9 protein-coding genes are annotated in these 12,553 nt (G+C 54.3%); 5 read left to right on the forward strand and 4 right to left on the reverse strand.

Features of this window, described 5'->3' with window-relative positions; all coding sequences use genetic code 11:
- Positions 1–208: 208 nt before the first annotated feature.
- On the forward strand, positions 209–592 hold the full coding sequence (locus RBB82_RS06980) for a hypothetical protein (RefSeq protein ID WP_433974402.1): 384 nt from the start codon (positions 209–211) through the stop codon (positions 590–592).
- Positions 593–790: 198 nt separating this feature from the next.
- On the opposite strand, the gene RBB82_RS06985 is transcribed toward RBB82_RS06980, so the two are convergent.
- On the reverse strand, positions 791–2,914 hold the full coding sequence (locus tag RBB82_RS06985) for a hypothetical protein (RefSeq protein WP_433974403.1): 2,124 nt from the start codon (positions 2,912–2,914) through the stop codon (positions 791–793).
- The gene (locus tag RBB82_RS06990) at positions 2,911–3,408 is read right to left on the reverse strand and encodes a hypothetical protein (protein WP_433974404.1); all 498 of its coding nucleotides are present in this window, start codon (positions 3,406–3,408) and stop codon (positions 2,911–2,913) included. The genes RBB82_RS06985 and RBB82_RS06990 overlap by 4 nt, the downstream gene beginning before the upstream one ends.
- 388 nt (positions 3,409–3,796) lie before the next feature.
- Here RBB82_RS06990 and RBB82_RS06995 point away from each other — a divergent pair, with 388 nt between their 5' ends.
- From RBB82_RS06995 to msrB, 4 genes are all read left to right on the forward strand, one after another.
- The gene (locus tag RBB82_RS06995) at positions 3,797–4,036 is read left to right on the forward strand and encodes a GAF domain-containing protein (RefSeq protein ID WP_433974405.1); all 240 of its coding nucleotides are present in this window, start codon (positions 3,797–3,799) and stop codon (positions 4,034–4,036) included.
- Between the two features lie 19 nt (positions 4,037–4,055).
- On the forward strand, positions 4,056–4,187 hold the full coding sequence (locus RBB82_RS07000) for a hypothetical protein (protein WP_433974406.1): 132 nt from the start codon (positions 4,056–4,058) through the stop codon (positions 4,185–4,187).
- Between the two features lie 176 nt (positions 4,188–4,363).
- A complete protein-coding gene (locus RBB82_RS07005; RefSeq protein WP_433974407.1) occupies positions 4,364–6,214 on the forward strand; it encodes a cytochrome c biogenesis protein DipZ in 1,851 nt (616 codons plus the stop codon).
- Positions 6,215–6,244: 30 nt separating this feature from the next.
- On the forward strand, positions 6,245–6,865 hold the full coding sequence (gene msrB, locus RBB82_RS07010) for a peptide-methionine (R)-S-oxide reductase MsrB (protein WP_433974408.1): 621 nt from the start codon (positions 6,245–6,247) through the stop codon (positions 6,863–6,865).
- 87 nt (positions 6,866–6,952) lie between these two features.
- Here the strand turns inward: msrB and RBB82_RS07015 are convergent, their stop codons facing one another.
- Both RBB82_RS07015 and RBB82_RS07020 read right to left on the reverse strand, forming a co-directional pair.
- Complete coding sequence (locus RBB82_RS07015; RefSeq protein ID WP_433974409.1) at positions 6,953–8,917, reverse strand: prolyl oligopeptidase family serine peptidase; 1,965 nt, start codon at positions 8,915–8,917, stop codon at positions 6,953–6,955.
- A 26-nt stretch (positions 8,918–8,943) separates the two neighbouring features.
- Positions 8,944–12,417 carry a carboxypeptidase regulatory-like domain-containing protein gene (locus RBB82_RS07020; protein WP_433974410.1) on the reverse strand — a complete coding sequence of 1,158 codons (3,474 nt, stop codon included), beginning with the start codon at positions 12,415–12,417 and terminating at the stop codon, positions 8,944–8,946.
- Positions 12,418–12,553 lie beyond the last annotated feature (136 nt).

Raw genomic sequence — 12,553 nt, forward strand, 5'->3', positions numbered from 1 at the left:
TGACATGGTGGTGCGACCAGAGCCCGAAGACAGTTTCTGTTTTGTGAGGCGTTCCTTTTACCCTTCGACTTCTTGTTTGGGCTATCTGTGAGGTTTACTGTTGCAATTTCCTTGATTTAGCTGAGCCACTGTCGTGGCCCTGCAAGGAGGGTGAAAGGCGCGTCCTCACGTTGAGTGACGCAGTGGACCTACCAATAAAGGAGGACTGATGAATAAGGTCGATGTTGTTAATGCGGTTACGTCTGTTCCAGGGGTGCCGGCAGAACCTTATGGGGAGACGGGGTCACCGGCGATCGCGGTTCCAGCCGGGAAGCATCTGGTCGTAGAGACCCTGAGTCTTCAACTCGACGTGACTCCACCGGGCACCAAACTTGAGGCCTTCGTGAACTACACCTGTGGGGGCAGGAACGTCAGTTTGTTTGTGCCACTGACCTATGCCTACACCGAGCCGTCTACCAGCTTCGATTTTTATGTCGCTCTGCAGGCGGTGCGTCTCTATGCTGATCCAGGCACGACTATCTCCGTCTCAGGGGCTAGCCCTGGCGGCTCCACGGGTACGCTCTTCGTGACCGTGTCTGGTTATTTGATCTGATAGTTGAGAGTTCCCATTTCGGATAACTTTTGCGAGCTATCTATAGGAGTGCAGTTCGCGCGGGGCGCGAATGCCCACATCTCAGAATCGAGATATGGGGCACCCGTTTTTTGTGATTCGAGATGGCCGCCCCGCTGAGTGCCCATATCTTCTATCAAGATATGGGCATTCGCTTTGCGCCGGTTGAAGCTGGTTGTATCAGTTCGCTGGTACGCCCTCGATTTGTAACAGACCGAGCTGGTTTCCATCTACTTCGATCGCAAGGACTCTGGAAGCGTCGATGGGATAGTACCCAAACCCGTCGGTCGAGTTACTTGGATCGAGGCCACCCAGCGTGATTACTCCGTTCGAAGAATCGACTGTTGCGTTCAGCGTGACGTTGGAGACAGGAGCACCACCTTGCAAGTTGTAATCGACGAAGCCAGTGAAGGCGTTTGTGGCCGGCGGGGTCGTCGCGGTTAGAGTGATAGGACCGGCTGCGCTCCAGCCTGCGATTGCAGTGGTTGATACTGGCACGAATCCCTGAGCTAACAACACCGAGTTTCCGGGACCAGGGAAATTACCGGTGGTTTGTAGATACGCCATGCCGCTCGAGACTTGAATATTGTCAACGCCTAGCTCAAGCGCGTTGCCGTTTCCGTCAAGATAGAGTTGGAACTGTAGAGTGAGGGGATTGGTGGTGTTGTTTCCGGACGTTGTCACATTTGTCAGTGTGACTCTTCCTGTGGGATCAACTGCGAACGAGCCTCCGGTAATTGTGTTGCCTCCTGCTAGAGTGAGGTCGTTGATAGCCAGATCGCCTGATAGCGGTGTCGTCGCGTTGAAGATGAACCCGCCTGCGAGTGTGAGTGCACCGTTTGCGTCTGCCCCGAAGCTTGAAAACACATACGCTGTGTTGCTGACGCTGTTTGTATTGAACTGTCCTGCGTGGGTTCCCTGCCCAAGAGCCATACCGCCGAGAGTTCCATTGAAGGTATCCCCCGCGGTTTCGACTAGTTGGATCTGATTCGGCCCAATGATGTATCCGCCAAAGACCATCTGAACCAATGTGCATGCGGAGCTTGGATTCAGAGTGATGGTGACGCGACCGAAAGTGTCAGGGACGGTGACTGAACCTCCGCTAAAGGGTTGAGCAAATGATGGATTCCCTGAATCATTGCAGTCGAATACGCTGTTGGTTGATGTGTCCAGCGACGTCCCGTTAAAACTGAGGATGCCTCCAACTCCCAACGGCTGTTGTGGGTTCTGATTATCTGCTCCCAGGACAGCGAAAGCATAGCCCCCGGATGGAGTCGCAACAATGGTTTGCAGATCGACGGAGCCCCCACCTGCGGCAAAGGTGTCCGATTCGCTGATCAAGAGACGCGATGGAGAGACCGCTGATCCGTTGAACGTTTCTACTCCGTTGACGCCAACACTTGTATCGCCGGTATTGAGAGTTATCTGAATATTGCCGTCGGCCGTAATGGCTAGGCTGGAACCTGCGGCCGACAACTGATCATTTTGTCCGAAGATAGGGTCGAGGAAGTCCTGTTCTCCACCCGTTATTAAGCCACCCTTCACGGTAAAAGCACCCGCAAGGAAATACTGACCGTTTGTATCGTCGCCCGATACGTGGAAGACGTAGGTTCCATCACTGAGTATGTTTGTGATCGTGATCGTCGCCGATGCCGACTTGGTCTTATCGGTGACTGAAGTCGCTATTACTGTGACGGTGTTGTTGGTTGGAATAGCTGCTGGGGCGGTGTAAGTGGTAGCGGCATTGCTTGCGGTTGTGGCGGGGTTGAAGCTGCCACAGGCTGAACTTCCGCAGGTGACGGACCACGTCACTCCGGCGTTCGCGCTGTCGTTGGTTACAACTGCGACCAGGCTCAGTGTTGAAGCTACAATGAGCGTCTTCGGCGGTGCAGGAGTGAGAGCGACTTGAATTGGAGCAGGCGGAGCCGCAGTGATTGTGATTGTGGCTGATACCGACTTTGTCTTATCCGTGACAGAAGTAGCGACTACTGTGACCGTGCCGGCCGCGGTTGGAGCCTGATATGTCGTTGGGGAGCCGCTTGGGGTTGATGCGGCACTGAAAGTGCCACATGGTGCGGTTGCGCAAGTGGCGGTCCAGGTTACGCCTGCGTTTGCCGTGTCGTTGCTGACGGTTGCAGTGAGAGTTGCGGTGGCGGACGCGGCGAGAGTTGTCGGAGCTGGAGACGCGAAGGCTACCGAAATTGCAGGCGGAGTTGGTGGGTTGTTTGAGCTACTGCTGCAGGCTGTGAGGAGAGACGCGAGAGACGTGAGGAAGAGAAGAGTGAGTAGCTGACGGATCTTCAATTGACACCTCCAGCCTGCGCGGGGGCTGCATGCCTGGAGTCGCTCTGAGGAATCTGCGACCGGTAGCGAACGAGGAATCCTTTTTCGTTGCGTATGACGATGGTTTGTCCGTTCAGTACTAACTGCCGCGCCATCAGGTATGTCTTGCCTTTAGCTGTCGTCTGCATGACGCCGGTTACGTGGACTTGAGATCCCTCGGAGATTTTGCTTGAGATGTCAGACGACAGATACGGTCCTACGCTGACATCGACGATTTGCATGGAGCCACGCACGAGCAGATGCGTGCCCTGGGGGCTGCCTGCGGATTGCTTCGTGACCACTTGGGTGATCGGGCCATCGAGAGTTATCTCGGAAGAGGCGATCGTGGCTCCCATGGCTTGCGGATGAACAGGGGATGATGTGGGGGCGACGCTGTCAGACGCCTGCGCTCGGCTCAAATGTGCTGAGCCAGCGAAAACCATGGCAGTAAATAGAAGAAAGGCCGGCGGACGCATATATGTTTCTCCTCGTAGTGACCTGGATGTAGCAATTTACGTTCCTGGTGTTGAGAAGTTCTGATGGGCAAACCAGATGGGATATATGGAAGCAAAGACGACAGAATTCAAAGGATTAGGTTCGACGGGGCAAATTATAGCGAAAGTTCACGAGCGTCAATAGGTGGATTCGGTGATTTTGCAAATCTTAATCGGTCGACCTTGTAAAGCAGATAGTTTCGCTAGAATCGATGAGATGGGTGCCGTGTTCGACTATGAAGCATACACCCCTGGTGCATTCAACTATGTCGTCCGCCACTAGACTCAAAGAAGAGATGATCGCGATTCTCGCCGGACTGCGCCGCGTGGCTTCGGGCGCGCCCTCTCTCGAATCGTTGCGCAGAGCATCGTGAGGGAGATTGCAAAGAACCTCTCTTATTACAACTGGACAGGCTTCTATATGCTCTATCCGGTCGATCCCGGGACGTTGGTGCTCGGGCCGTTTGTGGGCGATCCAACTCCTCATGTACGCATTCCGGTGACCGAGGGCATCTGCGGAGCCGCTGTGGCGACGGGGAAGACAGTAATTGTTGATGATGTGAACTCCGATCCACCGCTATCTCTCCTGCTCGATCAAAACGAGGTCTGAGATTGTTGTTCCTATCGATGTGAGGGGGAGAGTCGTTGGAGAGATCGACATCGACAGCCACGATCTTGCTGCGTTTACGGGCGTCGACCGGGTGTTTCTCGAAGAAGTGGTCGGCATTGTAAGCAGCTATATCGAAGCGCACCCGGATTAGCGCTAATGCCCGAAGAGGAGCGCCGTAACTTTAAGTACTCTTTTGTAGTCTCATAGTGAGGGAATCTGTCCGCGTGTTAATGTCACGTCGGATGCAGTTTCCGAATGCGCTTGGCCGTGAGAGCCTATCACTAGCGGAATGAAGATGATGCAGGATTGAAGGAGTAGGTGAGGTTCATGCTTTTGCTGTTTCTGGCGTATTTCGGTGGCGTACTTACCATTTTGAGTCCGTGTATCCTCCCGGTTCTTCCCTTCGTCTTTGCGCGGGCGGATCAGCCGTTTCGTAAGAGCGGATTGCCGTTGCTGGCGGGCATGGTGGTTACGTTCGCGGTTGTTGCGAGCCTGGCGACTGTCGGTGGAGGCTGGGCGGTTCGGGCGAATCAGTTTGGCCGGGGCGCCGCACTCATTCTTTTTGGCATCTTCGGTCTGACGCTGCTCTTTTCTTCGCTGGCAGAGCGGCTTTCGCGTCCACTGGTTCGACTCGGCAGCAAGCTTCAGAGTTCGGACGCAGGGCCGAGCGTAACCAACTCCTTTCTTCTTGGTGTTGGAACAGGATTGTTGTGGGCTCCTTGCGCTGGGCCGATCCTCGGGCTGATCCTGACCGGCGCGGCGCTTGGTGGCGCCAGCGCACATACTGCGCTGCTTCTTCTTGCCTATGCTGCCGGAGCAGCCACTTCCCTTTCGATTGCTCTGTTTGCGGGAGGGCGCGTCTTTGGCGCTTTGAAACGCTCCCTGGGGGCCGAAGAGTGGGTGCGACGTATTCTCGGTGTGGCTGTTCTCGCTGGCGTGGTCGCTGTTGCGTTTGGCCTTGACCGCGGTGTTCTCACGCGTCTGTCGCTTGCGAGTACCTCGAATCTCGAACAGCGGCTGGTCGACCGACTTCATCCGAAGAGCAATCAGGCTCTGGCGTCAAACGACCAGATGATGATGGCTCCGAATGATCAGATGATGGCGGGCAACGATCAAATGATGGCCGGAAAAGACCAGATGATGGCGGGCAATCAGCAGATGAAGTCTGCTGCAGGTGGTAGCGACAAGGCAAGGTCTGCGTTAACACCGCTGCCTGAAATCTCCGGAGCTACAGCGTGGATTAATTCGCAGGCGCTTACACCTGCGTCGCTTCGCGGCAAGGTGGTGCTCGTCGACTTCTGGACGTACTCCTGTATTAACTGTCTGCGCACTTTGCCTTACATCAAGGCCTGGAACGACAAGTACAAGGACAGCGGCCTTGTTATTATCGGTGTCCACACTCCTGAGTTTCCGTTTGAAAAAGACGAATCTAATGTACGTAAAGCCGTTCGCGACCTTGGGATCTCCTACCCGGTTGCGATGGACAACAACTATGCCATCTGGCGCAACTTCAACAACGAGTATTGGCCCGCGGACTACTTTGTTGACGCGACTGGCCACATTCGCTTCCATCACTTTGGCGAGGGGGGCTACGAGGAGGCCGAGCAGTGGATTCGAACTCTTCTTGAAGAGGCGAATCATCGGCCGCTGCCGGGCAGTACGACGAAGATTGCCGCGAGCGGCACGGAGGCTCCGCCGGATTCGGACGATGTGAAATCACCTGAGACTTATATCGGATATGAGCGCGCACAAAACTTCGCCTCTCCTGGCGGGCTCAATCAGGATGATCCGCAACTCTACACAGCGCCGGACCAGCTTGCCCTGAATCAGTGGGCTCTTGCCGGTCAATGGCAAGACGCCGGTCAGATCGCGACGCTGCTCTCTCCGACGGGGGCTATCGTCTATCGCTTTCACGCACGTGATCTGCATCTCGTCTTAGGTCCGGCTAAGGGCTCAGGTTCGACGAAGGGCGGAAGACCAGTTCGCTTCCGCGTTACGATCGATGGCAAAGCTCCGGGTGCAGATCACGGCATGGACGTTGACTCGGATGGTTATGGCACCGTGACGGACGATCGTTTGTACCAACTGATCCGTCAGCACGGCGGAGTTCAGGATCGTACCTTCCGGATCGAGTTTCTTAGTCCGGGAGTGCAGGCTTATTCGTTCACGTTTGGGTAAAGATATTTCGTTGTCAGAAGGGGAACCATCATGGAAAAAAATTCACAAGAACAGTTGGAAGTAAGCGCGGAGCGCACACGCATCAGCCGCCGTACTTTTGTTGTCTCAGCAGCAGGAGTGTGTGGAGCAGCCGCTCTCTGGTCGCTGCATCGGCACTCACCCGGCACAGTGGAAGCGAGTGGCAGTAACGTCTCAGCCGGCCCTGTGACGATTGTCCAGTTCTCGCCGGACGGCAAGAAAATTGGCAAGGTGACTGTTCCTCGCACGATCAAATCGGAAGAGGAGTGGAAGCAGCAGCTGAGTCCTGTCTCGTTTGAGGTGACTCGTCACGCGGGGACGGAGCGCGCTTACACGGGCAACACATGGAACCTTCATGATCGCGGCCTGTATCGCTGTATTTGCTGCGATACAGCGGTCTTCAGTTCGGACACCAAGTTTGAATCCGGCACTGGATGGCCGAGTTTCTGGCAGCCAATCGCGGCTGAAAACATCGTGGAGATACATGACCAGGCCTTCGGTATGGATCGAACGGCAGTTTCATGCCGGGATTGCAATGCGCACCTTGGTCACGTCTTCAACGATGGTCCTCCACCAACTGGATTGCGTTACTGTATGAATTCGGCAGCGATGCGCTTCGTAAAATTTGCCTAGCTTGCTGACTAGCTTCGGATTGCGCAAAAAAACACGCCACGAAGGCGTGTTTTTTTGTGGGTGGGGAGAAAGACGGAAGGACTCAGTTCATTGGCTTGCCGCTTGATTCTTTAAATACTTATCGAGAAACGCAAGCTGCCTCTCGTAGGAATCTTTTCTGTGATCGCGCTGTTGGAATCCGTGCCGTTCGTTTGGGTACGTGAAATATAGATATGTCTTGCCCGCTTTTTTCAGGGCTTCCACGAACTCTGCCGATTCTTGCGGCGGTACTTGAGGGTCCTTCTCGCCGTGGAGAATCAGCAGCGGAGTTTTAATGGACTCTACATCCGGAAGCACGTTGGCTTTTCGATACACCGCAGGCTTCTCCTCGGGTGTGCCACCCATCTTCGTCTCCCATCGAATTTTTGAGTTGCGATTGGTGTACTGCAGGAAGAGCGCTCGATCGACGACGCCAAACATCTCGATACCTGCGGCGAAGGTATCCGGCAACTTGGCTACTGCGTTGGCGACGACAGTTCCTCCATGACTGCCGCCTCCGATGGCAACTCGCTTTGCATCAGCCAGGCCTGCATCAACCAGATACTTAACACTCGCACCGATGTCGTCGATCTCGCCGCCTCCCGAGTCCTCCACATTCGCATTGCGAAACCGCTCGCCGTAGCCTGTGCTGCCACGAAAGTTTGGTTCTAATACGACGTAACCCTGTTGAGCAAGGAAGAGCGACCACGGATTCAGGCTGAGTACAACTTGCCCTTCCGGACCGCCATGAGCCCAGACAACGGTCGGGTAGCGCTTGCCGGGTTCATAACCAGCGGGCTTGTAGAGAATTCCCGCGAGCGCCAGACCGTCCTTACCTTTGAAGTGCGCTACTTCAGGAGTGACGCCGAGGCTCTCGTATTTTGATGGTTGCAACGGCTCGCGTGGACGTGGGTTGCCCTTTCCGCTTGCATCCGCGACATAGGTGACTCCCGCGGTTAGCGAAGTGGCTCTGAAGAAATAGATAGAGCCACTATCGGGTGACCACTGCGGATTCGTTTCGATCCCTGCAAGCGATGTGAGTCGATGCGGCTTGCCTCCAGTAGCAGGAATTAGCCATAGATGACGCTCTTCTGGTAGATCACGATTTGAACTGAAGACGATCCACCGTCCGTCGGGAGAGTAGACCGGGTTCTCGTCCTCACCGGTTTCTTTGGTTAATTGTTTGGGAGTTCCGCCTGTCGCTGGGATCTGCCACAACTTATCCCATGCAGTCGACTGCAAGACCACGGTTAGTGTGGTGCTGTCGGGTGACCATGTGGCGGTGTTGATCGCCCAGGCACCACCTGGATCGTTCTTTGCAGTGTAGAGGTCAATTGCAGCGCCAGTAACGGAGCCCGTCTTCTGATCGAATGGAATAACTTTCAACTTGCCGGAGAAGAATTGGCGTGAGCGTTCTGTGTAAGAGATTCGTGTGCCATCAGGCGACCACAGGGGCTGAGGGTCGAAGCGGTCGGACGAGACAGCATCCCCGCTATCCGCAGCAGTATTGGCGATCACGTCCGATCCAGTGTAGATCTCTGTTGCGGTGAGCAACTTTTCCTGTGTACCGTCCTCACTTACTACATACAGTTCGTTGAAACCTTTTCTACCTGATTCGAAGAGGATCCAACGCCCGTTAGGATTCCAATGTGGATGATGATCGGTTGCGCCGCGCGGATCGCCTGGCCCAACTGGATCATGTGTGAGGCGTTGTGGCTCTCCGCCTTCACTGGCAATAGTCCATACGTCCCCTTCACTGATGTAAGCAATGTGTTTGCCGTCGTGCGACCATTGCAATTCAGACTTCGGCTTCGGTGATGATGTAATCACTTTTGCAGGTCCGCCATTGACGGGAACAAGCGCAATCTGGCCGCTCTCCTCTCGCGCGAAAAATTTGCCGTCAGGAGAAAGCTGTTCGGAACCACCGCGTCTTGCCCCTGCGGATAATAAGTCGTCGATAGTAAGTCGCTCCGACTGCGCGAGAAGCACTCCCGGAACGAGCAGCATGGAAAAAGCAATCGATAGTTTTTTCATTTTTCCCCTCAATGCCGGTTGTGTAACTAGAACAGGAACTTTCCAAAGACGACAAGCACGCGTCCGGAGACAATCGCGCCTTGACCGGTTCCGTAGATACTGGTGGGCGAACTGACCGTAGAAGTGATCAGGCCAAAGCCGCTTCCTCCTACGTTGCTGTTGGGTACGGCGAGATTTGTATGGTTCAGCAGATTGTATGCATCAGCACCAAGATCGAAGTGAGTATGCTCTGTCACGGGTATCGTCTTACTGAGTTGTGTGGCAATGGAGAAGAAACCCGGCCCTCGGAAGCTGTTCGGAGAAGTGTTACCAAAATCACGTTGCCCGTTTGGATTGGAGACTGTGACGACGGATGCGAACTGGCTGGTCTTGAGGCAAGATGACTTGACTGCAGATTTGCCGCAACCCGTACCGATAGCATTCTTGTCTAGTGTGTCGGCGAGGATCAAAGTACTGCTCGGAAAGCTATTTGTCTGGCCACTCGATACCAGGCTTGATTGAATCAGGCTGTCGGTGACGGAAAATGGGCGCCCGCTGTAGCGGTAGAGTTTGCCTCCTACTGTCCATCCTCCAGCAGTTGCGTTGAGGAGTTTTCCTCGCAGCTTAGGCTCGGTGTAGACGAGGTCTGCTTCCAGATTGTGGCGTGTATCGAAGTTTGTCGGGCCGTAGGATCCTGCGCTTTGCGGCGCGCCTCCCTGGCTAAAAAACGGAGGGTCGAATATCGTACCGAACAGCAAAGCGTGACTCCAGGTGTAACCAATCTGACCTTGAAAGTCATGCGCGAATGCGTGACGCTCTGTGACGGTAACGCCTTCGTAGTTCGAGTAGCCAGCATTGGATATTTGGGTGACTGTCGAGAAGCGTGGGTCGGGTGCAGATGTGGGCAGGCCTCCGAATCCATTTGGATAGAGCGCTGCGTTGGACGAGTAAGCGTTAGCTGCTGCATTGGTGAGCGGTTCGTCGTATCCACGGTTGCCGCTGTAGGAGAAGCTGACTAGATCGTGCGCAGACAAGGGCTGCTCTAACTCTGCACTCCATTCGAGAACCTTGATTGTGTGGAAGAGGTTGGGGTTGACATAGAGCGTAGGCGTGGCAAAGGTTGTGCCAGCGGGAACGGCTGCTCGGAGCTCTGGCAAAGTGGAACCCTGTAAAAAGCCTTCCTGAAAAGCCTGGTTGGAGGCCGTAGCTGCTGCTTGAGAGCTGCCGGGAGTACTTGTAAGACCTACGGTGCCACTGCTGACGGTTGGCGAGAATTTATTTGGAGCATTGCCAAAGACGTTCGCAGTGATACTGCCCTGAATCGTATTTGCGAAGAGGCCAATGCCACCACGGATAACTGTTTTTCCATCGCCCAGAGGCGAGTACGCGAGGGCGAATCTCGGTTCTGTCACGATTCCTTCGAAGTCCTTGAAGTCTTTATGAAGCCCTGTCTGCAGTGTTGCGTTGTATGGAACCGAGAGGCCAGCCTGATAACCCGGCGTGAGGAATGCTGTGTTCGCGCGTGAGAAGCAGTTCTCCTTGCACGAAGGATTCCCTTGTAACTCAAAGCGAACCCCGTAGGTGAGGTTCAGGTTTCTGAGTATCTTCCACTCATCCTGCACATAAAAGCCGAGTGAGTTGAGACGAGTATGAACGGTTTGAAGTAGCGGAAATGACTGTGTATAGGCACTTCCTTTACTTGTGCTGTTGACGATGCCAACTGTAAAGTCCGTCAGGTCGCTAAAGTTATATGTGCCCACAACTGATCCGCTTGCGATACTCGAATCGGAGATGCGGTTGTTGCGATCATTCACACCGGCCTGAAGGGTGTGACGCTTGACGCTCCACGATAAGTCGTCGATGATGCCAAGTTGTTGTCCGCGTCTCCCGACCGGAAGAGACGGACCGATTCCTGCAAAGCCTGGTGAACTATTTACAGCGGTGGTGCTTGTAGGACCTCCATTGGTTGTGTTGCTTCCGTTGGCGCCCCCGTCGGCAAAGCCAAATGCGATCGGAAGGTCTGTCTGTGCCAGCTTGAAGTCAGCAGGCCCCGTAATAGCGGAGTACCAATTGCCGTTGAGGATGAAGTTGTTCACTAGATTAGGTGTTATGGCATAGGTGTAATTCAACTGCGGAATAACCCAGGGCTGAACGCTTTGGCGGTTGTAGACAGGACTGATCGGGCTCGTGAAACTGGCCTGTGTTCCAGCATCGCGACTGATGCGAAAGTAGATCTTCTGTTTGTCGTTAATGCTGTAGTCGAGGCGACCTGAGATGAAGTACTCCGTATTGATGCTCGACGCGGTCGTGCCGAAGGCTACTGCGCAGGGTGTGTCTACACCGAATTGTGGGCCGGAGTTGCCGTTGACATATGTTCCGGTGAACGTCTGTCTGCCGCAGCCAAGATGACCGCTGCTGTCTTGTAGAGGAAGGTTCCCGTTCGTCACTGGAACAGCGCGTCCGACGCCTGGGGCCGCGTTATAGAGCTTGAAGAGACTCTGATAGATCGGCAAAGAGGATGCGGGTACGTGGTTAAGAATGTACTGCTGTAGCGTTGGTGATGGTAGTGAGACGACACCACTCGAAGGCAGGGCGTAGCGCAAGCCTTCCGTGTTCACGAAGAAGGCCAATTTATCTTTAAGAATTGGGCCGCCGATCGAGGCAGCATATTGGTTGGCTACGGATCGAGCACGAGGCGTGTTGTTGAGTTTGTTGAAGTAGTCATTGGCATTGAGGAAGTCACCGTTGTAGTTTTCGACCAGATTGCCGTGGAATTGATTTGTTCCGGACTTACTGATGTAGTTCACCTGAGCACCGGCCTCGCGTCCGTACTGTGCGCTGTAGGCATTGATTACAACCGCAGCTTCAGCGACATCGTTCGCTCCGAGCGTGTTATTACTGGCGCCTGATTTGTTGTTCAGGTTATATGGTTCAGTGATGTCAGCTCCATTCATGGTGAAGAGCACAGAGTTGAACGGCAGTCCGTTCACATTGAAGTTTGCATTTCCACCCCCGACATTGAGACGCAACCCTGGCGTGGTAAATGCGATGTTTGTGATGTCGCCGCCATTGACTGGAGTGTTTTCGATATATTGCTGGCTGTAAGAAGTGACCTGGTTTCCATTCTCCGCTTGTACGAGGGTCGAAGCAGTGGTTACATCGACGGACTGCTGAACGGACTGCACCCCAAGCGTGATATTGACGGACTCCTCTTTGCCGACGAGAAGCTGCACATGAATGGGTATCGAGTTCAACCCTCCGCCTTCGACCGTGACGGTGTAGTCGCCAGGTTTCAGGAAGGGGAAGCGATACTCACCCGCACCATCTGTCGTTGTTGTACGGACTACCTCGGTACCGGTTTGTGTAATCCGAACGTTTGCTTGCGGAACGAAGGCTCCCGAGGAGTCGGAGACCGCTCCGACAATCGTGACGCTTGTGAGAGTCTGAGTGACGGCAGTCTTTATAAACAAAGCGGATAGCATTAACAGGATTAGAGCGCTGGTGAATTTGACACGGATCATATAGGTCCTCACTGTCATGCAGATCTTGGGTCATGCAAATCTGGGAGAGATTTCACGCTGCCGTCGAAGTATTTCTTGCGCATACCGAAGTACTTCGCAGGAGTTCGGTGCACAGGTAGTGGCCTTCAGATAAAGG

The organism is Tunturiibacter lichenicola (assembly GCF_051013355.1).
Classification (GTDB): domain Bacteria; phylum Acidobacteriota; class Terriglobia; order Terriglobales; family Acidobacteriaceae; genus Edaphobacter; species Edaphobacter lichenicola_F.

Excerpts from the sequence above, each read along its gene's own strand:
- RBB82_RS06980 (WP_433974402.1), top strand. The coding sequence starts at position 209 with ATGAATAAGGTCGATGTTGTTAATGCGGTTACGTCTGTTCCAGGGGTG.
- RBB82_RS07020 (WP_433974410.1), bottom strand. The coding sequence starts at position 12,417 with ATGATCCGTGTCAAATTCACCAGCGCTCTAATCCTGTTAATGCTATCC.
- msrB (WP_433974408.1), top strand. The coding sequence starts at position 6,245 with ATGGAAAAAAATTCACAAGAACAGTTGGAAGTAAGCGCGGAGCGCACA.
- RBB82_RS06990 (WP_433974404.1), bottom strand. The coding sequence starts at position 3,408 with ATGCGTCCGCCGGCCTTTCTTCTATTTACTGCCATGGTTTTCGCTGGC.
- RBB82_RS07005 (WP_433974407.1), top strand. The coding sequence starts at position 4,364 with ATGCTTTTGCTGTTTCTGGCGTATTTCGGTGGCGTACTTACCATTTTG.
- RBB82_RS07015 (WP_433974409.1), bottom strand. The coding sequence starts at position 8,917 with ATGAAAAAACTATCGATTGCTTTTTCCATGCTGCTCGTTCCGGGAGTG.